The organism is Embleya scabrispora DSM 41855, from assembly GCF_000372745.1.
In the GTDB taxonomy this organism is placed as follows: domain Bacteria; phylum Actinomycetota; class Actinomycetes; order Streptomycetales; family Streptomycetaceae; genus Embleya; species Embleya scabrispora.
This window is the reverse complement of record NZ_KB889697.1, coordinates 216,356-237,152: the sequence shown is the minus strand read 5'-3', so window position 1 is coordinate 237,152 and position 20,797 is coordinate 216,356. Positions and strand designations below refer to the sequence as shown.

Here is a 20,797-nt window from a genome sequence, read left to right as displayed (position 1 = left end):
GCCGGATCGCCGATCCGCCCGGCCCGCCCGCCCGCCGGCCGCGGATCGCCGATCCGCCCGGCCGCCCGAGAGGACCGCCCGACGCATGACGGACGACACCCGATCCGGTACGGACGCACCCGGGTCCGCATCCGCACCCGCATCCACGCCCGAGCCCCCGCCCGCCGCCGGCAACTGGGGCCGCTGGGGCGCCGAGGACGAACGCGGGGCACTCAACCTGATCGAGCCCGCCGGCGTCCGGGCCGCCGCGCACGAGATCCGGACCGGGCGGTCGTACTCGCTCGCCCTGCCCATCGTGCGCGGCAACCAACCCGCCTTCGACTTCCGGGGCACACCGCAGCGGCTGACGCTCGTCAGTCAGACCGACGCGATGTACGAGGGGTTCGAGGGCGGCGACGACGTCGGCTCGAACGAGGACGTGCTGATCATCCCGTCGCACAACCTCACGCATATGGACGCCCTGTGCCACGTGCAGGCCAAGGGGCGGTTCTACAACGGCTTCCCGGCCGACAGCTTCCGCTCACACACCGGTGCCGGACGCTGCGGGATCGACAAGCTCGGCGCGTTCGCGAGCCGGGCGGTGCTGCTCGACCTGCCGCGCCACTTCGATACGCCGTACCTGGAGGGCGGATACCGGATCACCGGTGCCGACCTGGCCGGGTGCGCCGAGCGGCAGGGTGTCGAAGTGCGCTCCGGCGACGCGCTGTTGGTTCGCACCGGCTACCTGGACGAGTACCGGGCCACGGTCGCCGCAGGCCGCGAACCCTCGTTCGCGCAGCCCGGGCTGTCGCTCGACGCGGTGGAGTACGTCCGGGCCCACGACATCAGCGTCGTCGGCGCGGACAACAGCGCGATCGAGTGCATTCCGTTCGACGATCGGTTTCTGTCGGTGCACATCGCGTTGCTCGTCGAATCCGGTGTCCCGCTCCTCGAACACCTGTGGTTGAGCGAGCTTGCCGAGGTGATGGCGGAAGCCGGCGCCTATTCGTGTCTGTTGTGTGTGGCCCCACTTCCGGTCACAGGCGCGACAGGCAGCCCCATCAATCCGGTTGCCATTGTCTGATCGTCTGACGACTGACATAGTCCATGGGCAGGTCGTCTCGGTCTCGTTTCCTCCGTCGGGACCGAGGCGACCGCTTAGCCAGGCCGCTCGGCCGCGGATAACAATCACGTGTGATCACACATGATCGCGGGTGCGTCGCGTACCGCCGTGTACCGCAGACCCCGCCAGGCGGATCTCTTCCGGGATCCGAAGCCCCGTTCGCGCGCCCACCAATGCGCCCTCTGGTCGTGATGTGCGACGGATTCGGAATCCGATCCGAGTTATGCACGTTATCGCACAGTATTAAATTGACGCAGTCAAGGACTGCTATCATGGTCGGGTGAACTCCACCGAAAACGTCGAAGCGATCCAGCGGGCGCTGGAGGCCCTGCTTCGGCGCCACGCCAGCCGCCGAGTGTACGCGGGCCAGGCCGCCGCGGCGGGCGCGACCATTTCGCAGCCCGCCTATGTGCTGCTGCGCCGCATTGAGAAGCAAGGCCCGCTCCCGATGGGGGAGTTGGCGCGCATGACGAACATGGACCCGGGCGCCACCGCGCGCCAGGTGGGTCAACTGGAGCGGGAGGGCTACGTACGACGTTCGCCCAGCCCGGACGACGGACGGGTCAGCCTCGTCTCGCTCACGCCGCGCGGCGACTCGGTCCGGCGCCGGCTCAACGACGTCATGGATCGGCGGATGAGCGAGATGCTCGACCGCTGGAGCGACACGGACCGCGAGACGTTCGCCACGCTGTTGCAACGATTCGTCGAGGAGATGGCCCAGGGCGAGATTCCCGCAGCCGTCGAGGACCCCGCCGTCTGAGCGCGGTCGGCGCCTTCGCGAAGAGCGCCCGACTATTCGTCATACATCAAATTGCCAGGGCCTCTTGTCGACCGTCGTCGACAAGAGGCCCTGGCAATTGTGTGCATCACCCACATACATCACCCTGCGCGGATCACCTGTCCGGTCACCGGTTTATCGGTGTCCTATCCCAAATCCGATCCGTGCCATGCCAAGCCGGAGAAGTCGAGGATTCCACCGCCTGTCCGACGTTGAATCCGCCACTCGACTTCACATTCACAACCCCGACGCGCCCGTACCTGCGGCGGTTGATGGGTGGGGATCGGCTCAGTCGGTGGCCTTGGGGTGGCCGGTGCCCGCATAGGTGATCCAGACGATGCCGTTGACGTCGTCGAGCAGGTACCAGATGCGTCCGCCGCCGGTGACCTCGTATTGCCAACGTTCCAGTTCCTGGCCTTTGAAGGTGCAGATGCCGAGCTTTCCCTTGAGGCGGTGCTGACGGTGGGGGTTGTCGACGGCGCGGGGAGTTGCTCGGATCTTCTCGAACGCGCGGCGCAGGTTACCCGCTGCCTGGCGGCCCAAGTGCTCCCAACCGTCGGCTGCCTCGGTGTTGGCGAAACGGAGATCGTACTCGTCGCCGAAAGGGGGTGGCGCGGCCCGGTCTCCGCGCTTTGGGCTCACTCCGCAGCCTCGGGCGTGGGGACCGATCCGAGGTCGCCATCCGGCTCGCGGGTGAGGATGTCGAGCAGGGCGGGATCAGCGTAGATCTCGGCGCTGTGCCGCCACTGGGTGAGCAGGAGCGCGATCGGGGCGAGGTTGTCCAGGGCCACCGCGCCGCGCGCCGTGTCCACCAGTTCGGACAGCAGGGTGTCTATGTCATCGGCGGGCAGGAACGTGCTCCACGGCAGGGCCTCGGGCAGTGCCTGGCGCAAAGCGGCGATGTTCTCGGTCCGCACCAGCCCGGCCAGCAGGCGTGAGGCGAAATCCATGACCGAGGTGTCTTGCTCCATCTGGTCGACGCGCATCAGAGCGAGATCTCCTGCATCGCGTCGCCGCAGTCGTAGCGCGCGGACGGAGTCCAGCCTGCGGGTGGTCGCGGCGGGGTGGTGGAGCAGCTCGCTGAAGGGCACGTCCTCATAAGCCGTTGTCATGACATCCACAGTAGCTCGGATGTTGGACTTCTGCGGACGAAGTGAACCCGATGCGACTGTTTCGCCCTGAAGCCCTGGTGCCCCGTTCCCTCGATCGGCGACGGGCGCACGCTGTTGATCCGCAAGCCCTTTGCGGAGGCCGTGGGGATGTGGCGCATCCGGTGAGCTGGGCGAGGTTCTTGCTTGGACGAGAACGAGGTCACGGCGCCTCTCACGCCCCGTTGAATGCTTCGGCGGGGCAACACCCCGGAGTAGGTAATTCGTTGGGCCGTCTCCGGAGTTCCGTCTCGGCTCGTCGAGGTGTTTGGGGCGGTCGGTCGGGTGGGTGCGGCGAGTTCGGCGAGTCGGGCGATGCCGTCGAGGACGTGCTCGGTCCAGGGCCGTCGCTCCGGCAGGCGGACGATGGCCCGTCTGCCGGAGCGGACCAGGCGGGCGGCGGCTGCGAACAGGCGAAAGCGGAGCTTCTTGATCTCCCACCGCCGGGCGTCGCCGGTCAGGGCGAGCATCTGGATCCAGGCAACCAACTCGCGGGCGAGGAAAACGAGTTCATACCACACCCGGTTTTGTGCGAAGCCGTGCAGGGGCAGGTTCCGCAGCCCGGTTGCCCTCGCCTGGCGGACGCGTTCCTCGGCGCGGGCGCGGGCGCGGGCGCGTCGGCGGTGGCGGAGTTCGAGGTCCGCGAGCTGCCCGCCTCGCGTGTTGGTGGCGAAGGCGACGCAGCGGTTGCGTCGACGTCGGTGATCCGCAACTGCGCGCCGGGGTGGTGGCGTTCCTTGCGCACGATCACCCGCATGCCCTTCGGCCACGCGGTGAGGTCGAGCATGTCGGTGACCTCCGCGATCCACGCGCCATCGCGCGGACGACCGTCCGCGTCGTATGCCGGCGTCCACGCGGCCCTCGGCACACGGAGGATCGCCGCGTGGATCCGGTCGGTGATCGTGAACCCGACCGAGTACGAGAGCCACCGGCCCCGTCGGGTGAGCCAGGCGAGGAAGTCGTGGGCGCCGCCGGCCGAATCCGTGCGGATCAGTGTGTTCCCGCCCCGACGGTGCCGTTTCGGGATTCGGAGCAGGGCCTGACGAGTGACCTCAATGTGGTCGGCGACTGTGTTCGACCCGGCGTTTTCCGGCCGGAGCAGCACCGCGAGCGGCTCGCCGGAACCTTGCGGGCCGTGGTCGGCGAACGCCCGCAACGGGTGGAACCCGAACGTCCTCTTCCACGTCGGGCACGCGCCTTCCTTGTCGGAGTGCGCGGTGACCAGGACGCCGTCGAGGTCGATCGTCAGCCGCCCGCCCGCGACCGGCGACGCCGTCCCCGCGAGATTCCGGGCCCGTTCCCGGGCCGCGGCGCGGGCCGCCCGGATCGCGGTCACGGCCCCGCAGCGGCCAGGGCGGTGACCAGGCGCGAGAGGGTCGGGTCGGACGCCACCGGGCCGAACACCTCGCGCGCGCGAGGTTGGGACTACCGGAGGACTTCGCCGGTTTCGGCGTCGAGCATGCCGATCGCGATCGGATTGGGGTGGGTGGCGTCGGTGAGCGGGAAGCGCCAGGCGGGTCGCCACCGGCCGCGGTGTTCGACGGCGAGCAGGACGCCGGCCTGTGGGGTCAGGTCGGGGCGGGCTTGCTGCATCGCTTGGCGGGCCGCCGATTCGTCACGGATGCGGACCGGGGGCAGCACGGGGTCGGGGGTGTTGCGGGCGCTGATCGTGGCGACATTGCCTCGTGCGTCCAGGACGATGTCCAGGCGTTTGGGCATCAGGACGCCGTCCACGACGGAAGTCCAGCCGATGTGCTGATCACCCCACTCCCCGCTCGCGTCCATCCGGCGGCGCGCGTCGGCCGCCCAGGGGAAGTGTTCGCGCATGAACGCGATCGCGTTCGCCTCGATCCTCGGGGCTGGCAGGCGCTCCGCTGCGGGGATCGGGGTGACGGGCCGGTTGTCCGACAGTTGGCTCAACTCGCCGCTGGGCCATTGGATTTCCAGGGACTTGCCCGGTGTCGAGACGGCCAGGATCGGCGGCATGCCGTTCGCGCTCTTGATGTATTGGATTCGCCGGATGTCGGTGTCGGCTCCGAGGAAGGAACGGGTGACGCGCTCGGCGACGGCCCGCTGCCTGCCGTCCGCCTCGAACGCGCCGTCCACCCCGTAGGGGAGACGCTCGATCCATCCGGCCCACACGATCGCCAGGACGACGAAGCCGGCGATCGTGCCGTACAGGGGAGCGGCCGGGGCCACGGCGCGTGCGAACTGCGTTTCCGTCCCCGCACGGTGCCGTGACCGCGGCGGGTCGTCCTTGGGTCGGAATCGGTTGATCCCGAACGCCAGGACGGCGCCGACCACCGCTCCGGCGGAGTTGGCGACGACGTCGTCCGAGTCGCAGGCCCGGCCCAGGCCCACCAGGGCCTGGGCGACCTCGGTGGCCGCCGACAGCAGTATCGGCGTGGCCACGGCCAGGAAGGTGTTCCGGAACAGCAGGCCGGCGAACAGGGCGACGGGTACGAACATCGCCAGGTTCAGCAGCCACTGCCAGGTGCCGACCGCGAGGAACATGTCGCCGTTGACGACACAGCCCCGGCTGCCCCTCGATAAAGCACCCTCGGGATGCAGCGTGGCCGCCAGTTCGACGGCGAGGCTGCCGGCGAACAGGGCGCCGAGAATTCCGGCGTGCCCGCAGCGTCGGGCGACGACCGCGCCCACGGGTACCAGAACGGCGATCGCCACGATCAGGGCAGTCCACAGGGACGTGTTGTCACGAAATATCGCCGTGAGCAAAGGAATCTCGCAAGTGCAGGGGCCGACAGGTCGTAACGGGCCGCGTGGCCGGGGCGGAGTCCCGGCCACGCGTGGATCAGATCAGCACAGGCTCATCGGCGGGATGCGGTAGGCGCCGTTGCCTTCGGCTTCCATGAAGCCGACCGGTTGGTGGCATCTGGAACCTACAACTCCCCGCATCGGCCCCACAGCAAGGAGCCAAATGATGTCGATGTAACGCTTGTCATGGGGTCAGGGATATCCAAGACACGTGTCGTTGCGCTACGACATCGCTCCGTTGAGTCATGCATTGCGGAAGAAAGCCCTGATCGTTCCGACGCCGAGTGCGGGAGCCTCGGTCGGCATTGCCGCCGGGGCCGCTGTCAGAGCGGCCCGCGTCACACCGGTCTCGGACGACGGGGGGCTCATGCCCCGGACGAACTACGCTTGCCGGCCGAGACGTTCCACACGACTGCCGCCGCCTTGGCGGATATATGGCCCGCTTCGGACCGCATGTGGCGGCTCGTCCGCATCGGCCTTCCAGCGGCCGTGTGGGCGTGGCACGTGGTGAACCTCGTTCTTCCACCTGAGCCAGGAGACGGTATGGCCCGGGGCTGAACGGTCATACAGCGTCCGGGCATCCGGCTGCCCTGCACGCTCGTCGTTCGTGTTGACCCGTACTTACCCCACCCACCCACCACAGCTCGTCGGCGGCATAGGCATGGCGGCCCGTTCACGCTTCAGGACCGCCGGTGGCAGCAGTTCGATCACGCGGATTCCGGCGGCGAACGTGCGTGGCGGGCTGTGGCGCGGAGGCGCCTGCTCGGCGAGTCGATTCCGGGCGCCACCTCGTGGTCGGCCCGTCGGCCGGCGCCTCAAGGCGTTGCATTCGGAAACGGGGGATTCGCCCACTCCGCTACGGGGCCCAACGGGCAGTCGACCGGTTCGAGGTCCGCCAACAGCGCGAACCACGCGGGACCGTTGGGTGGTTGGACGATCGCCAAGGTGCCCTTGTCCACGGCCCACATCTCCATGAGCGTGCCATCCGGCCGCTTCGTCGCGTCTTCCGCCCCGACGTACGCAACGCGCCCGTGCAGGACCGGAGGAGGGAGCCGGAGAATTACCAAGTCCCCGACGTGGCATACGAATTCGATGCCGGTCCGCAGGCGCAGATAGACCTGCCGACCCTGCACGTCCATGAGTACGCCCTCACGACCCGAGTACGCGTCCCGACACCACGCGTGCCGGTAGCGCTCGAAGAACGCGCGGCCCTTGTCGAGGTCCTCCTGCGTACTCCCGGAAAGCCGCTCCCGAGTGGTCATCGCGCGTCCCGCCCGCCCGAGTGCAGCGCGCGAAACCGCGCCGACAACCGCCAGGCCCGCCACAACCGACGCGGACGCAGGCGCCGAAGCAGCGTCGGGCGTGGGGCGAGCGAGGGAGCGTCGACGCGCGGCCCGTCGGTGTACTGCCGGGCCGGCGACCACAACCGTGCGTCCTGCCGATCGCGATCCACCACAGACGCGCGTGCCGAGCTTCGTTGGGTCCATCCGATGCGATCTGTCATCGTGATGTCGTGTCCTTTCTCGTTTGGGGCACGTAGGGGGCGGGACGCTGTCCAGGCATTCACTCGCCCCCTACCTCCCATCTCTCGTCGCGCCGCCGTTCCACCACGGAACGGCGGCCCCGACTCCCGTACCCCGCGCGGTCGGTCGGGGAGGGGATCAGGTTCAGCCTTGGCGCACGCGGGAGTTCATCGCGCGCCGGAGTGACCCTTTCGGTTGCGGTGGGTGGCGATTCGGCCACTCTGTGATTCAGGATCGGCGAATCGGCCTAACCTTTGAAGAAGCCCACCGTTGCGGATGCAATTGGAACGAAAGAGGGGTACGTGCGTGCGATTCCGGGAGCGTCCGACCGATCCGACAAACGGATCACCTCGTCAACGCGTGGCCGCTCAGATTCGCGAGCACCGAACGCGAGCCGGTATGTCCGTAACGGAGTTGGCGGACGTCGTGGGCTACAGCAAGGCGTCGATGAGCCGCTTCGAGACCTGCGACAGTCCGGTTCCCGAAGAACTGTGCCCGAAGCTCGACGCTGCGTTCGGAACGAACGGACTGTTCACCGCTCTGTTCGAGATGCTACGCGGCGTACGATTCCCGGATCGCTACTTGGAGTACATGGGCCTGGAGAACGATGCGCTGAGTCTCGGCGAGTGGGCAGGGTTGTACGTCCCCGGTCTGCTTCAGACGCCGGCCTACGCTCGCGCCTTGTTCCGAAAGGCGGACTTGGGCGCCACAGACGAGGAGCTCGACGTGCGGGTAGCCGCACGAATGGGCAGACGGCACATCTTCGACAAGGAATGCTCCTACTTCACGGCAATCATCGATCAGGCGGTGCTGCACCGGCGGATCGGCGGGGCCGAGGTGATGCGCACACAGCTCGAATCACTCCTGCCGCTCGTGGATCACGAGCACGGAATGATCAGAGTGCTGCCCTACCGCTATGCCGAGTTTGGAATCAGTGACGTAACCCAGATCGTAATCGAGCTGGAAGACGTGACTGTCGTCTACGTTGAGGGAGGCATGTTCGGGCAGATCGTGGAAGATCCGGACATCATCCGAGTGCGCAGGCTGGCCTACGATCGTGCATGCGCCTATGCCCTTGCCCCAAGGGAGTCGGCGGCCATGATCTGTGCGGCTATCAAGGAGTACGAAGCATGTTCACATCTCCCGACATAAGCGCAGTCACGTGGCGTAAGTCGACCCACAGCAACCCTGACCAAGGCGCGTGCGTCGAAGTCAGCGACGACCTCCCCGGCATCGTCCCCGTCCGAGACAGCAAGGACCCGAGCGTCGGGTGCCTGGTCGTGCCTTCCGCCTCCTGGGGTGCGCTCACGGCGTCGTTGCGCGGCTGACGCAACTCGGCGGCGATCGGCGCACGCTGTTGATCCGCAGGCCCTCTGCGGACCCGGTGGGGGCGTGGCGCATCGGGTGAGCTGGGCGCGTTTCTTGCTTGAACGAGGGTGAGGTCACCGTGCCTCTCATGCTCCGTTGGACGCATCGGCGGTAACCGCGCGGAGCAGGTGGCTCGTTGGGGTGCGCCGCCGGTTGGGTCGCCTGGTGCTTCACGAGGTGCATTCGAGGGCATACTGTGTGTAGTCGGGCCATGACACGAGAAGGACGCCTATGGACGAGCAAGACGAGGGCGGGTCGGAACCGGACGGGCGGACTTTCAGAACCCTGGTGGGTGACGAGTGGATCGAAACGCCCGCCACGATCGCGAGCATTCGGGAAGCCCTTCCGATCGAACAACGCGACGAATTCACCAAGACCGTTGAGGACACACCTGCGCGGAATCTGCCCCTTGTCCTGAATCAATGGGCACGAACCCTGCGGCCCGAAATCGACGAGGCCACCCGCAGGGAACAGGACAGGGTGGAAGCCCTGGCCCTCGCCGCCGAAGCACGCATCATCATGGGGGAGGACCCTGATGTCGTACAGGGTGACTTTCAGTCCGGAGTGCGAGAGGGCCGTTAGGGGTCTCGGCGGTTCGCAGCGCAGGGACTTGGACATCGGCATGGCCCGCGTAGCGAAAGACCCCTACGGCTGCGGTAGTTCGCAGACCTACCACAAGGACAGGCGCATCGTGACGTGCGGCTCGGTGATCGCCGAGTACATAGTGAGTGCCGGAGTGCTCACCATCACCGTGGTGCGCGTTCATGGACTGTGATCGGCGGGCGGTCTGCGGCTCGAAGGACCCGAGTGTCGGGCAACCTCGTTGTCCCCGCGGCCTCCCGGACAGCGCACGGCACTGACTCTCTGCCGAACACGCGGCGCTCCGTCACCCGGATTCGGTGGGTGACGGGCGCGTGTCGGGGGGCGTTCGCGGGTTACGCGAGGCCGGAGAAGTCGAGGTTGCCGACTGTGAGGCCGGCGTTGAAGCCGCCGTCCAGGTTGATGTTGACGCCGTTGAGGAAGCCGGACGCGTCCGAGCCCAGGAATGCGAGTGCGAGTGCGACGTCGCGGCCGGTGGCGAGTCGGCCGTTGCCCTGGGAGATGTTCCAGTCGATCACCTTGTCGGAGATCGTCTTGCGGAAGTCCGGCAGCAGCGGGGTGTCGATCGGCGACGGGCACACGCTGTTGATCCGCAGGCCCTTTGCGGAGGCCGTGCGGGCGTAGTGCATCGTGTAAACCTGGACGAGTTCCTTGCTGTAGCTGTAGGCGTCACTGCCGAGTTCGTTGCTCGCGAGCCATTCCTGCGCGGCGTCCCAGTCCTCGATCGCGATCAGTTGCTTGATCGCCTCCAGGTGAGCCGGCCACGAAATGCCCGCGATCGAGGCGGTGTTCACGATCGCTGCCCCCTCGGGCAGCGCGTCCTCGGCCACGAGCGCCTCGGTCAACCGGCGCAGCGAGAGGTAGTTGATCGCGAACACGGTGGGTGCGGGCAGCGTGCCGGCCACGCCCGCGTTGTTGAACAGGGCGTGCACCGGGCCCTCGATCGCGGCGACGGCGGCGTCCACCGAGGCGGGGTCCGACAGGTCGGTCCGGATGAACGTCTGCGCCGAACCGGTCGGCTCCTTGAGGTCGAGCACGGTGATGTGCTCGGCGCCCTGCTCGGCCAACACCTCGACCAGGGCGGCCCCCACACCCGAGAAGCCCCCCGTAACGACAACGCGCTTGCCTTCGAACCCGAACGGGTCGGTCATGGTGAAGTCCCCCTCGTGACAGTGGTTGATCAGACCCTAGGGATCGCTCCTTGATCTGGTCAACAATCTGCTCTGCCGCCACCTCCGCGTCGGAAATCGAAGGCATCGTCGGGTCGGGTCGTCCGCTCGAATCTTTCGCTTGACCTTGTCAAGGAGTCGGCCTACCGTCCCAGAGTGATCCGATTTGCCATCCACGACGGCGTAGCCGTCGTCACGCTCGACCGACCCGACCGGCTCAACGTGTTCTCCGGGGGAATGGGCCTCGCGTTGGGGGACGCCTATGCGCGGTGCGATGCGGACGATGCGGTGCGGGTGGTGGTGCTGACCGGTGCGGGGCGGGCGTTCTGCGCGGGCGCCGACATGTCGCCGGCCGCGGACACGTTCGCGGGGCCGGGGCCCGCATCGAGGCCCGGGCCTGAACCGGCGTCGGAACCGGCGTCGGAACCCCGCGCGCGGGCCTTCAGCGCATCGCCCGTACAGCCGCCCGCCTGGGCGGTGCGCAAGCCGGTGATCGCGGCGATCAACGGGCACGCGATCGGCATCGGGTTCACCCTGGCGATGCAGTGCGACATCCGGATCGTGGCCGAGGACGCCAAGTTGGCGATTCCCCAGGTCCGGCGCGGCATGGTGCCCGACGCCCAGTCGCACTGGACGGTGCCGGCCGCCACCTCGCGGGCGGTGGCCGCCGACATCCTGCTGACCGGGCGTACGTTCCGCGGCAGCGAGGCGCTCGCGCTGGGGCTCGCGTCGCGCGCGCTGCCCGCGGCCGAGGTACTGCCCGCCGCGCTGGAGATCGCCCACGACATCGCCACCAACGTCCACCCGGTATCGGCCGCGCTGACCAAGCGCCTGTTGTGGGCGGATGCCGGCCCGGACGAGGTGGAACGGCTGGAAACCGCGTACCACCGCATCCTGATGGGCACCGACGACGCGCGCGAGGGTCCGCGCGCGTGGTCGGAACGGCGTGCGCCGCGCTGGACCGGCACGGTCACCGGCGCATGGGACCGTGTACGCGAAGCGGAATCCGCGGAATCCTCTGTACAGGAGAACAAGTGACGCCCCCTCAGCTCGATGTCATGGCAGCCGGCCTCACCCTGCGCGGCATGCAACGCGCCGCAGCCGCCACCGAGCGGGCCGGCTTCGACGGGCTATGGCTCACCGAAGGCGGCCGCACCGCGTACACCGCCGCGACCGCCGCGGCGCTGGCGACCGAGAGCCTGACCGTCGGCACCGGCATCGCGGTCGCGTTCGCACGCAGTCCGATGGTCACCGCGTCGGCGGCCTGGGAACTGTCCGAGGCCACCGGCGGCCGATTCGTGCTGGGTCTGGGCACCCAGGTGCGACCGCACATCGAGCGGCGCTACTCGGCGGAGTTCGACCGGCCGGGGCCGCGACTGCGCGAGTACGTCGGCGCGTTGCGGGCGATCTGGGCGGCCTTCCGGGGCGAGGAACGACTGCGCTTCAAGGGCGACTTCTATCAGTTCACGCTGATGACGCCGGAGTGGACGCCGGGCGGTTCGATCGCCGACCCGCCGATCTACCTGGCCGGGGTCAACCCGTGGATGTTGCGGATGATCGGGGAGGTGGCCGACGGCCTGCACATCCACCCGCTGCACAGTGTCCGCTACATCCGGGACGTGGTCCGCCCCGAACTCGCCGCCGGCGGTGCGGCCGAGGACTTCGCGCTGGTCTGCCCGGTGATGACCGCGACCGGTGACACCGAGGAGGAGATCGAGGCCGAACGCGCCAAGTTGCGCTTGCGGCTGGCCTTCTACGGCTCGACGCCCGGCTACGCCAAGGTCTTCGAGACACACGGCTGGGACGACCTCCAGCCCCGCCTGCACCGCCTCTTCGGCGCCAAGGACCGCGCCGGCATGGCCGCCGCGATCGACGACGAGGTGCTGGACACCTTGACGGTGAGTGCTCCGTGGGACGGCTTGGCGGAGGCACTGATGAGCCGATACCGCGGAGTCGCCACACGCGTCGTCGCGTACTCGGCAGTGAGCACCTGGCGCGAGAACACCGAAGCGGTCGAACGCTGGACGGAGGTCGCCGCAGCCTTTCACGACCTGGGCTGAGGGATCGGGGGCGCAGATCACGGGGCGGGCGGGGGACTTCGCGGCTGCGCCTCGGCGGGCGCGGGCGTGGATGGCTTCGGTTGGAGATCGCCGGATCCGGAGCCCGAAGCCAAGGTGCGAGTCGTTACCGAGGGATCCTCCCGGCCGGGTCGGCAGTTCACGGCACGCCGTGCACTTCGGTCGGACCGGGCGAGGACGGCTTGTGCCCACCGGTCGAGACAGGACGGTGCCGACCACCCCGATCCCGAGCCGCCGACGGCCAGTTGCCTGGGGTCCTGTGGCGAGGCGTCGTTCCTGCCAGGCAGGAAAGGCGCCGGCAAAGGCGCAGAGAGAGCGGGCGATCCGGTGAGGCTCGCCGATGAACCATCCCGGGCGGCAGGGCAGTTCGCGGCAAGCGGCAAGCGGTGCGCTCGGCAAGCGGTGCGCTTCGGTTGGGTTCGGGTGCGGGTGGCTTTGTGCCCACCGGTCGACGTAGGCCGGTGTCCATCGTCCTGGTCCCAAGTCACCGACGGTCAGGAGCCTTGCGGACTCCGGCGAGATGCGGGTCGTCCTTGCCGGGACAGGTGCCGACAACGGCGGGTCCCATAGGTGTTCGGCCCAGGTGGCGGGGGCTTCGTCAGGGGGGCGGTGAGGGTTGCGTCATGACGACGTGGTTCCGCACCTACTTCGAGGACGAAGATCTGTGGTCTTCGAGGCCGATGACGAGGGCTGGGGGACGCGTCAGGGGAGCCGGAACCCGGATCCCGACGTGCTCGTCTCGCTCCGCGCTCGACCCGACCTGCGCTTTTCAAGCGCAACGAAGCCGCAAACCCCAACGGCACCCTGCTTCGTGACGCCCCGTCACCCTGCCGGCCCATCGTCGGCCCGAATGCGTGGGCCCACTCGGGCACCGCACTCTCGGCAGACCCAACCGGACGCCCGCCCCATCCCTCCGCCGCCGGCGCCCCTCCCGCCCGACCGGCATCCCCATCTCGCCGGGAATCCCAAGCCCCACGACGACCGGCGACCCCAGACCCGACTCGGCTTCGCCGCGACCACACGCCCTCCCCTCCAACCACGCCCGCCTCTCCGTTCGTGTCCGTGTCCGCGTCCCGTTCGCGCCCACGCCCCGTCCGCGGCAGCGCCGTCCCCGACCGCGTTCCACCGCGCGCCCCCACCGCGTGCCCCACCCCGACCGCGACAGTTAGCTGACGGGTCGTCAGGGAATTTTCGGTGTATATCGGGACCAAACGTGCGCCGACTCGGTTGTTGCTCTTCCCCGCGCCTCGTCGGCGTGCTAAACACTGTCAACCAGTTCGGCTGGAGAGCACCGGTCCGGTTGGCAGCGTCCACGAGATGCGCGCCCGCCCCATCGAGGCCGAGCGGCGTTTTGCCCCCAAAGATTCCGTACAAAACCGGACGTGTCGCAGTGGTGACACGTGTCCGGCGCGCGCCCCTGCACAGAACGGAAAGTACCGGTATGTCTGCGACCGTTGAAGTATCCGCGAAGCCGCCGGAGCCCGAATCCGACCCGTCCTCGGTCGACACCGGTCGACTGGAGGGGGTGTCCAAGGGCCGAGTTTTCGCCGTCCTGGCCGTCGTGGTCATGTTCTCCGAGGTCGTGCCACTCCAGTACGCGATGATCTCCTCGGCCGTGCCGGAGATCGCCCCGTCGTTCCGGTCCGTCGGCGAGAGCATCACGTGGATGGTGGTGATCCTGGGCCTGGTCGGCGGCGCGGTCAGCCCGCTGATCGGCAAGCTCTCCGACGTCTACGGCAAGAAGCGGTTGCTGCTCGCGACCAGCGTCTCGTTCCTGCTCGGCTCGCTGATCTGTGCGCTCACCAGCTCGTGGCCGCTGTTCCTGGTCGGCCGCGCACTCCAGGCGGTCGCGTTCGGCATGACCGCCGTCGTATACGGGCTCATCCGCGACCTGATGCCGCGCAAGTTCATCCCGGTCGCGATCGGCATCTCGGCCACCGGGCTCGGCCTGTCCGCCGCGCTCGCGCCGGTCGTCGGCGGGCTGCTCACCGAGCACTACTCGTGGCGCTCGCTGTTCTGGTTCCTGGTCGTCTACATGCTCGTGCTGATCCCGCTGCTGCTGGTCGTGGTGCCGGAGTCCAAGCTGCGCGTCCCGCAAAAGGTGGACTACGTCGGCGGCGTCATCCTCGGTGTCGGACTCGCGCTGATCCTGCTCTACATCAGCCAGGGTCAGACCTGGGGCTGGAGCAAGCCGTCCGCGTTCGGATACGCGATCCTCGGCATCGTGGTGATCGGCCTGTGGGTGTTGTGGGAGAAGCGGGTGGAGAACCCGATCATCGACCTCAAGCTGCTGACCGCCCCGCGCGTGGCACTCGTACTCGGGATCGCGTTCCTGGCGAACATGATCATCGGCATCCAGAACTACCTCACCAGCTACATGGGCCTGACTCCGGACAACGTCAAGCAGAGCACGCTCGACAAGTACGGCGACGGCGCCGTCCAGGGCGCCAAGGCGATGGGCGCGCCCGAGGCGATGTGGGCGAGTATCGCCGACCAGGTCAAGGCGACCGTCTCCTTCAACGACTCGCTCGACTACGCGCTCGGCTTCACCCTGCTCGGGCTTGCCCTGCACGTACTGATCTGGCAGTCCATGTCCAGCATGATCGCCGGCCCGCTGGCCGGGCTGTGGGGGCAGCGTCGCGGGCTGCGGATGCCGATGATCGTCGGTGTCGCCACGCTGGCCGTCGCGGGCTTCATGTACCTGTTCCTGCACGACTCGTGGCAGCTCATGCTGATCTGCGGCGTGGTCTACGGCATCGGCTTCGGGATGTACTACGCCGCCGCGCCGAACCTGATCATCGAGGCCGTACCGCAGGAGCAGCAGGGCATCTCGTCCAGCATGCTGGTCGTCGCCCAGTCGTTCGGCGCCTCGGTCGGCGTCGCGCTGCTCTCCCCGATCTTCACCGACAACCGCCTGCGGATCACCGGTCCGTCGCCGACCGGTCAGGGCACGGCCACGGTCGACGCGTGTGACCCGCGTGGCTGCACCTACACCACGGACGCCTTCACCACCGGCTTTTGGATCCTGATCGCGTGCGGCGTGCTGGCCCTCGTGATCGCGCTGTTGATGAAGCACGGCCGCAAGCCCGCCACGGGCGGTCTGCTGCACTGAGCGGCCGGCCGCAACCAAGCGGGTCGGCAACCGTCGAAGCGGTCGGCCGCGCGGCACACGAGCCATCCGACAGGGCCTCAGGGCTCGGGGATCCGAGGGGGGATACCCGGGCCCTGACGGCAGGTCACCGGCCACCGGCCACCGGCCACCGGGCCGACGACCCCGCAGGCTCGCGAGGTCACCGAACCGATCGACGTGGGGGCCGGCCGAAGCGGCCGCACCGCGGGCCCCGACGCGAGAGACCCCGCGACGCGACCAACACCCCGCCGAGCTTCGCTCGCCCTATCCGGCGACCAGTGTCTCCAGCAGTGCGAGCAGCCGCTCCGCCTGCTGCTCCGGGTCGCCGTCCGCCGGGGTGAGACGCAACTCCGGCTTCTCCGGGGCCTCGTACGGGGCCGAGATGCCGGTGAAGTCACCGATCTCGCCGCGCCGGGCCTTGGCGTACAGGCCCTTCGGGTCGCGGCGTTCGCACTCCTCGATCGGAGTGTCCACGAACACCTCCAGGAACGGCAGACCGTCCCGGGCGTGCAGGGCGCGGACCCGGTCGCGGTCGGCGCGGTACGGGCTGATCACCGGGACGATCGCGATCACGCCCGCGTCGGCGAACAGGCGGGCCACCTCGCCGACCCGGCGGATGTTCTCGGTACGGTCCTCGGCGCCGAAGCCCAGGTCGCCGTTCAGGCCGAGCCGGACGTTGTCGCCGTCCAGCCGGTAGGCGGTGATCCCGCGCTCGACCAGGAGCCGCTCGGCGATCACCGCGACCGTCGACTTGCCGGAGCCCGACAGACCGGTGAACCAGATCGTCGCCCCGGGCGCCGGACGCTGCTCGCGCGTCACTCCGCCCTCGTGCCAGACCACGTTGCGCTCGCTCACGACTCTCCATCCGCATTGATATCGAGGATTCGTACCGTACGGGGCGCCGCCCCGCGACCCGGATCCGGCCCGCCGCCCGGGACAAGTATCTGACGGCTCTTCAGATTTACCTTCACAAAGAGCTAACCTGCGCCAGGGTCACGCCGGCTCGGCGCTCGCCCACGACTCCGAATGTGAGGGAGACACCCAGCCATGCCCTGGACACCACCGCAGCGCGCCGCCTGGACCCGGACCCTCGCCGCCGGCGACATTCCGCCGCTCACCGACGACCTCGACCGGCCGTTCGCCGCCGACGCGCTGCTCGGCGAGGCGCGGGCCAGGACCGGGCTGAGCGACCCGGGCGAGGACGAGCCGGGCTTTCGCGAGGGCCTGGACCGGCTGCTGTACGCACTCGAGCACGAGGCGAACCTCGACCGGGTCGGCCGCTGGTGGGCGCACACGTGGGTCTCCCGCCTCCTGGAGGTGCGGCTCCAGATCGCCCGCTACGTAAGGGACGACCCCGGCGTGTCGGACGAGCCGATCCACCGGCCGATCTTCGTCACCGGCGGCCCGCGGACCGGTACCTCGATCCTGCACGCGCTGCTGGCCCGGGACCCGGCGAACCGGGTGCCGACCACCTGGGAGTTCCTGCGACCCGTACCGCCGCCGGAGCCCGCGACCCGGGACGCCGACCCGCGGATCGGGCTCGCCGAGCGCGAGATCCGGTTCATCACCGGCGCGGTGCCGGCCATGGACGCGATCCACGAGAAGAGCGGCACGCTGCCCAAGGAGTGCATCAGCGCACACGCGCTCGCGTTCCGGTCCGAGGACTTCACCGGGCAGTTCGCGATTCCGTCCTACGCCGCGTGGCTGGCCGAGTGCGACATGCGGCCCGCGTACGCCTACCACCGACTCGTGCTGCAAATCCTCCAGCGCCGCACGCCGGGGCGGACCCGCTGGGTGCTCAAGTCGCCCGCCCACCTGCTCACCCTGGACGCGCTGGTCGACGTCTACCCGGACGCGCGCCTGGCGGTGACCCACCGCGACCCGCTCACCGTGCTCGCGTCGCTGAGCAGCCTGATCGCCACGATTCACCACGCGTACGGCAACGCGTCCGACATTCGCGACGTCGCCCGCACCCAGAGCGACCTGTGGTGCGGCGCCTACGACCGGCTCACCGCGTTTCACGACGCGGGCCGGATCGCCGAGGCCGACTGGCACGATTCGGCCTACGCCGACTTCATGCGCGACCCGATCGCGGTGGTGCGCGACTTGTACACCACATTCGGCCTCGACCTCACCGCCGAGGCCGAGGACGCGATGCGCGCGTACCTGGCCGATCGTCCGCAGGGCAGGCACGGTCGGCACAACTACTCGTTCGAGGACCTCGGACTGGACCGGGAGGACGTACGATCTCGGCTGACGGAGTATCAGAAGCGGTTCCTGGTCCCGACGGAAGAGATCTGACGTGCACCCGAGCCTGCGGCACACGAACGACCCGCACCGCGACGACCCCCACCGCCGCGACCCACAGCGCAACGACCCACAGCGCAACGACCCGAGCGCGCGCGAGGTGGTCAACGGCACCGCGTGGCGCGCCTATTGCGAGCGCATGGCCGCGCTCGGCGATCGCATCCTGGAGGCCGACTTTCCCGGTGCGACCGACGCCGACCGGGCCGAGGGGATCCGGCACCTGGCCAATCAGGTCGCCTGCTGGCTGACCTACCAACTCGCCGCGACCGATCCGCAGAACCCGGCGTTCTTCACCCACAACGACCTCGCGTACCGCTGGGGCGGGCCGAACGTGGACCAGAACGCGCGCCGCGCGCCGATCGCCGGGGACGGCGTGTACCGGCTCACCGTGACGATGAACGCGTGCGAGAAGTTCGTCCTCCAGGTCAAGCCGGGGGACATGCACGCCGGGCGCACCGACATCGTCGCGGAGACCTCCTCGACCGCACTGGGTGTCGGCCCCGGCGACACCGTCGAGATCATCCTCAGCGCCGACGAGCAACCCGGGAACTGGGTCCGCCTGACCCCGGACGCCCGGGTCCTGCATGTGCGCGACTACTACTTCGACTGGAAGCCGGAACAACCGGCCATGCTGGCCCTCGAACGCCTGGACACCCAGGGGCAACCGGCCACGCGGGTCACCCCGGAGCGGGTCGCGGGGATGCTGAACGGCGCGGCGACGTCGGTGGAGAACTCGATCGAGGTGTGGAACGACTGGGTGCGCACCACCGGTGATCGGCAGCCGGTGAACACCTTCAGCACACCGGCCACGGTGGCCGGCGGAGTCAAGGAGGTCGTGTACGGCTTTGCGCGAGTACGGCTGACGGATGATCAGGTGCTGATCGTGGAGACCGATCCGCGCGTCTCGGCGCAGTGGGATCTCCAGCTGTACAGCCCCGGTTGGTTCGAGTCGCTCGACTTCGCCAACCGGCAGACCTCGCTCAACCACGTGCAGGCGGAGGCCGATCCGGACGGTCTGATCCGGGTCGTGATCGGCGCGCTGGATCCCGGTGTGCCGAACTGGCTGGACACCGAGGGCCGTACCGAGGTCTTCGCCACGCACCGCTGGCTCGATCCGCGCGAACAGCCCACGGTCCGGGCGCGGGTGGTCCCGCGGCACGAGGTACGGGGTCACCTCGCGGTGAGCACGCGCTCGATCACCGGGCCGGAGCGACGCGAGACGATGCGCAGGCGCTCCGCGCATGTGGCCTGGCGCTTCCGGGCCTAGCGGACCGAGACGGGCGGGGCCTCAGACCGTGGCGTTCTCCGTGGCCGGCTCGGGGGCGGGGACGACCTCCGTCTTCCTGCGGAGGGTGGAGGCGGCGTCCGCGTCGCGGATGGTCAGGGCGGCGATCGCGCCCAGGACCGCGAGGCCGGCGGCGACCAGGAAGGCCACGTGGTACGCGTGCAGGTTCGGGCTCGGGGCGCCGCCGGAGCGGGTCGTCATCGTGCCGATCCCCGCGAGCACGCTCGCCAGGAGCGCGACGCCCAGGGCCGAGCCGAGCTGGCGCTGCACGTTGAAGATGGTCGAGGCGCGGCCGTTGTCGGCAGGCGCGGTCCGCGCGAACGCGGCCGCCTGCATCGGGATCATCACGTGCGCCATCGAGGCGCCGGTGCAGAACATCAGCACCACGATCAGCGCGGGCGCGGTATCGCCGTCGACCAGGGCGAGCAGCGCCGCGCACGCGCCGATGCCGAGCAGGCCGCCCGCCATCAGCCGGCGCGGTCCGACCACCGGGTACAGGCGCGAGACCCACTGGGTGGCGATCACCACACCGAACGCCTCCGGGAAGGTGAGCAGGCCGGTCTCCAGGGCCGACTTGCCGAATGCCTGCTGCTGCATCAGCGGGAAGACGTACAGCACGCCCAGGAACGCGGCGGAGTTGACCATCGACACCACGTTGGTGCTGACGAACAGCCGGTCGCGGAGCAGCCGCAGGTGCAGCATCGGCTCCTTGACCCGCAGCTCGACGAAGACCATCGCGATGCACAGGATCAGTCCGGCGATTCCGGTGGACAGGATGATCGGCGAGCCCCAACCCTTGGTCGCGCCCTCGCTCAGTGCGTACATCAGCAGTGCGAAGCCGGCTCCGGACAGGACGAAACCGGGCAGGTCGAAGCGACCCGCCTTGGGGTTCTCGTACTCCTCCAGGAAGACCAGGCCGAACACGAACGCGGCCACCCCGACCGGCAGGTTGATGTAGAAGACCCAGTGCCAGGACGCCTTGTCCACGAGCAGGCCGCCGAGCACCGGACCGAGGGCGGGGGCCAGTGCGGTGGGGACCATCAGGATGCGGGACGCGCGCACCCGCTCCTCGGGCGGGAAGACCCGGAACATCATCGCCATGCCGACCGGCGTCAGCATGCCGCCGCCGGCGCCCTGCAGGATCCGGAAGAGCACCAGTTGGTCGATGTTCTGCGCCAGTCCGCACAGCGCGGACGCGCCGGTGAACAGGGCCAGTGCGATCAGGAAGATCCGCTTGGTGCCGAAGCGGTCGCCGAGCCAGCCGGACGCGGGAATGAACACCGCGAGGCTGACCAGGTAGCCCACCGCGACCGTGGCCAGGCTCGCCTGCGACGCGCCGAGGTCCTTGCCGATCGCGGGGAGCGCGACGTTGATGATGGTGATGTCGAGGATGTTGACGAACATCGCGGCGACGAAGACGGCGCCGACCACGACCTTCTGACTGAGGCGGGACGCGGATATGGGCGGCATACGGCAGAGGGCCTTCGCTTTGGGGAAGTGGGTGGGCGGAGCCTTATGCTGAGCAAAGCTCACT

General features: G+C 69.0%; 18 protein-coding genes and 1 pseudogene. 11 read left to right on the top strand and 8 right to left on the bottom strand.

Going from position 1 to position 20,797, the window contains the following annotated elements; all coding sequences use genetic code 11:
* Window positions 1–85: 85 nt before the first annotated feature.
* Window positions 86–1,063 (top strand): cyclase family protein, encoded by a 978-nt coding sequence (locus A3IC_RS58925; RefSeq protein ID WP_020555351.1) that lies wholly within the window; start codon window positions 86–88, stop codon window positions 1,061–1,063.
* A 319-nt stretch (window positions 1,064–1,382) separates the two neighbouring features.
* The gene (locus tag A3IC_RS58920) at window positions 1,383–1,862 is read left to right on the top strand and encodes a MarR family winged helix-turn-helix transcriptional regulator (protein ID WP_020555350.1); all 480 of its coding nucleotides are present in this window, start codon (window positions 1,383–1,385) and stop codon (window positions 1,860–1,862) included.
* Window positions 1,863–2,168: 306 nt separating this feature from the next.
* Here the strand turns inward: A3IC_RS58920 and A3IC_RS0138200 are convergent, their stop codons facing one another.
* The 5 genes and pseudogenes from A3IC_RS0138200 to A3IC_RS0138180 all read right to left on the bottom strand — a co-directional run bounded on the left by A3IC_RS0138200 (window position 2,169) and on the right by A3IC_RS0138180 (window position 7,065).
* Window positions 2,169–2,522 carry a hypothetical protein gene (locus A3IC_RS0138200; protein WP_020555349.1) on the bottom strand — a complete coding sequence of 118 codons (354 nt, stop codon included), beginning with the start codon at window positions 2,520–2,522 and terminating at the stop codon, window positions 2,169–2,171.
* Complete coding sequence (locus A3IC_RS0138195) at window positions 2,519–2,992, bottom strand: hypothetical protein (protein WP_026219219.1); 474 nt, start codon at window positions 2,990–2,992, stop codon at window positions 2,519–2,521. Before A3IC_RS0138195 ends, A3IC_RS0138200 begins: the two co-directional genes overlap by 4 nt.
* Before the next feature lie 323 nt (window positions 2,993–3,315).
* Window positions 3,316–4,432: pseudogene (locus A3IC_RS58915) on the bottom strand (IS1380 family transposase); the annotation flags it as partial.
* A 21-nt stretch (window positions 4,433–4,453) separates the two neighbouring features.
* Window positions 4,454–5,713, bottom strand: coding sequence for a VanZ family protein (locus tag A3IC_RS71705; RefSeq protein WP_245599779.1), 1,260 nt, complete (start codon window positions 5,711–5,713; stop codon window positions 4,454–4,456).
* Window positions 5,714–6,618: 905 nt separating this feature from the next.
* Entirely contained in the window at window positions 6,619–7,065 is a 447-nt protein-coding gene (locus A3IC_RS0138180; RefSeq protein WP_026219218.1) for a hypothetical protein, read from the bottom strand.
* 621 nt (window positions 7,066–7,686) lie between these two features.
* Here A3IC_RS0138180 and A3IC_RS0138170 point away from each other — a divergent pair.
* The 4 genes from A3IC_RS0138170 to A3IC_RS69810 all read left to right on the top strand — a co-directional run bounded on the left by A3IC_RS0138170 (window position 7,687) and on the right by A3IC_RS69810 (window position 9,469).
* Window positions 7,687–8,478 carry a helix-turn-helix domain-containing protein gene (locus A3IC_RS0138170; protein ID WP_158696265.1) on the top strand — a complete coding sequence of 264 codons (792 nt, stop codon included), beginning with the start codon at window positions 7,687–7,689 and terminating at the stop codon, window positions 8,476–8,478.
* On the top strand, window positions 8,388–8,654 hold the full coding sequence (locus A3IC_RS65770; RefSeq protein ID WP_321184118.1) for a DUF397 domain-containing protein: 267 nt from the start codon (window positions 8,388–8,390) through the stop codon (window positions 8,652–8,654). The genes A3IC_RS0138170 and A3IC_RS65770 overlap by 91 nt, the downstream gene beginning before the upstream one ends.
* Before the next feature lie 271 nt (window positions 8,655–8,925).
* Window positions 8,926–9,276, top strand: coding sequence for a hypothetical protein (locus A3IC_RS58905; protein WP_020555344.1), 351 nt, complete (start codon window positions 8,926–8,928; stop codon window positions 9,274–9,276).
* 28 nt (window positions 9,277–9,304) lie between these two features.
* Window positions 9,305–9,469, top strand: a complete 165-nt coding sequence (locus A3IC_RS69810; RefSeq protein ID WP_020555343.1) for a hypothetical protein — start codon at window positions 9,305–9,307, stop codon at window positions 9,467–9,469.
* Window positions 9,470–9,629: 160 nt separating this feature from the next.
* Here A3IC_RS69810 and A3IC_RS0138155 read toward each other — a convergent pair whose 3' ends face one another.
* On the bottom strand, window positions 9,630–10,445 hold the full coding sequence (locus A3IC_RS0138155; protein WP_020555342.1) for a coniferyl-alcohol dehydrogenase: 816 nt from the start codon (window positions 10,443–10,445) through the stop codon (window positions 9,630–9,632).
* Window positions 10,446–10,619: 174 nt separating this feature from the next.
* Here A3IC_RS0138155 and A3IC_RS0138150 point away from each other — a divergent pair, with 174 nt between their 5' ends.
* The 3 genes from A3IC_RS0138150 (at window position 10,620) to A3IC_RS0138140 (ending at window position 15,653) form a co-directional block, all read left to right on the top strand.
* Window positions 10,620–11,501 carry an enoyl-CoA hydratase/isomerase family protein gene (locus A3IC_RS0138150; RefSeq protein WP_020555341.1) on the top strand — a complete coding sequence of 294 codons (882 nt, stop codon included), beginning with the start codon at window positions 10,620–10,622 and terminating at the stop codon, window positions 11,499–11,501.
* Entirely contained in the window at window positions 11,498–12,523 is a 1,026-nt protein-coding gene (locus tag A3IC_RS58900) for a TIGR03617 family F420-dependent LLM class oxidoreductase (protein ID WP_158696264.1), read from the top strand. Before A3IC_RS0138150 ends, A3IC_RS58900 begins: the two co-directional genes overlap by 4 nt.
* A 1,459-nt stretch (window positions 12,524–13,982) precedes the next feature.
* Window positions 13,983–15,653 carry an MFS transporter gene (locus A3IC_RS0138140; protein WP_020555339.1) on the top strand — a complete coding sequence of 557 codons (1,671 nt, stop codon included), beginning with the start codon at window positions 13,983–13,985 and terminating at the stop codon, window positions 15,651–15,653.
* Window positions 15,654–15,935: 282 nt separating this feature from the next.
* On the opposite strand, the gene cysC is transcribed toward A3IC_RS0138140, so the two are convergent.
* Window positions 15,936–16,526, bottom strand: coding sequence for an adenylyl-sulfate kinase (gene cysC, locus A3IC_RS0138135; protein ID WP_020555338.1), 591 nt, complete (start codon window positions 16,524–16,526; stop codon window positions 15,936–15,938).
* A 192-nt stretch (window positions 16,527–16,718) separates the two neighbouring features.
* Between cysC and A3IC_RS0138130 the strand changes: the two genes are divergently transcribed.
* On the top strand, window positions 16,719–17,972 hold the full coding sequence (locus tag A3IC_RS0138130; protein ID WP_020555337.1) for a sulfotransferase family protein: 1,254 nt from the start codon (window positions 16,719–16,721) through the stop codon (window positions 17,970–17,972).
* A gap of 1 nt (window position 17,973) precedes the next feature.
* Window positions 17,974–19,245: a DUF1214 domain-containing protein gene (locus A3IC_RS0138125; protein ID WP_020555336.1), complete on the top strand. Its 1,272-nt coding sequence runs from the start codon at window positions 17,974–17,976 to the stop codon at window positions 19,243–19,245.
* A 21-nt stretch (window positions 19,246–19,266) separates the two neighbouring features.
* On the opposite strand, the gene A3IC_RS0138120 is transcribed toward A3IC_RS0138125, so the two are convergent.
* A complete protein-coding gene (locus tag A3IC_RS0138120) occupies window positions 19,267–20,733 on the bottom strand; it encodes an MDR family MFS transporter (RefSeq protein WP_020555335.1) in 1,467 nt (488 codons plus the stop codon).
* Window positions 20,734–20,797 lie beyond the last annotated feature (64 nt).

Excerpts from the sequence above, each read along its gene's own strand:
- A3IC_RS58925 (WP_020555351.1), top strand. The coding sequence starts at position 86 with ATGACGGACGACACCCGATCCGGTACGGACGCACCCGGGTCCGCATCC.
- A3IC_RS0138195 (WP_026219219.1), bottom strand. The coding sequence starts at position 2,992 with ATGACAACGGCTTATGAGGACGTGCCCTTCAGCGAGCTGCTCCACCAC.
- A3IC_RS0138180 (WP_026219218.1), bottom strand. The coding sequence starts at position 7,065 with ATGACCACTCGGGAGCGGCTTTCCGGGAGTACGCAGGAGGACCTCGAC.
- A3IC_RS65770 (WP_321184118.1), top strand. The coding sequence starts at position 8,388 with ATGCGCCTATGCCCTTGCCCCAAGGGAGTCGGCGGCCATGATCTGTGC.
- A3IC_RS58905 (WP_020555344.1), top strand. The coding sequence starts at position 8,926 with ATGGACGAGCAAGACGAGGGCGGGTCGGAACCGGACGGGCGGACTTTC.
- A3IC_RS0138155 (WP_020555342.1), bottom strand. The coding sequence starts at position 10,445 with ATGACCGACCCGTTCGGGTTCGAAGGCAAGCGCGTTGTCGTTACGGGG.
- A3IC_RS0138140 (WP_020555339.1), top strand. The coding sequence starts at position 13,983 with ATGTCTGCGACCGTTGAAGTATCCGCGAAGCCGCCGGAGCCCGAATCC.
- A3IC_RS0138130 (WP_020555337.1), top strand. The coding sequence starts at position 16,719 with ATGCCCTGGACACCACCGCAGCGCGCCGCCTGGACCCGGACCCTCGCC.
- A3IC_RS0138120 (WP_020555335.1), bottom strand. The coding sequence starts at position 20,733 with ATGCCGCCCATATCCGCGTCCCGCCTCAGTCAGAAGGTCGTGGTCGGC.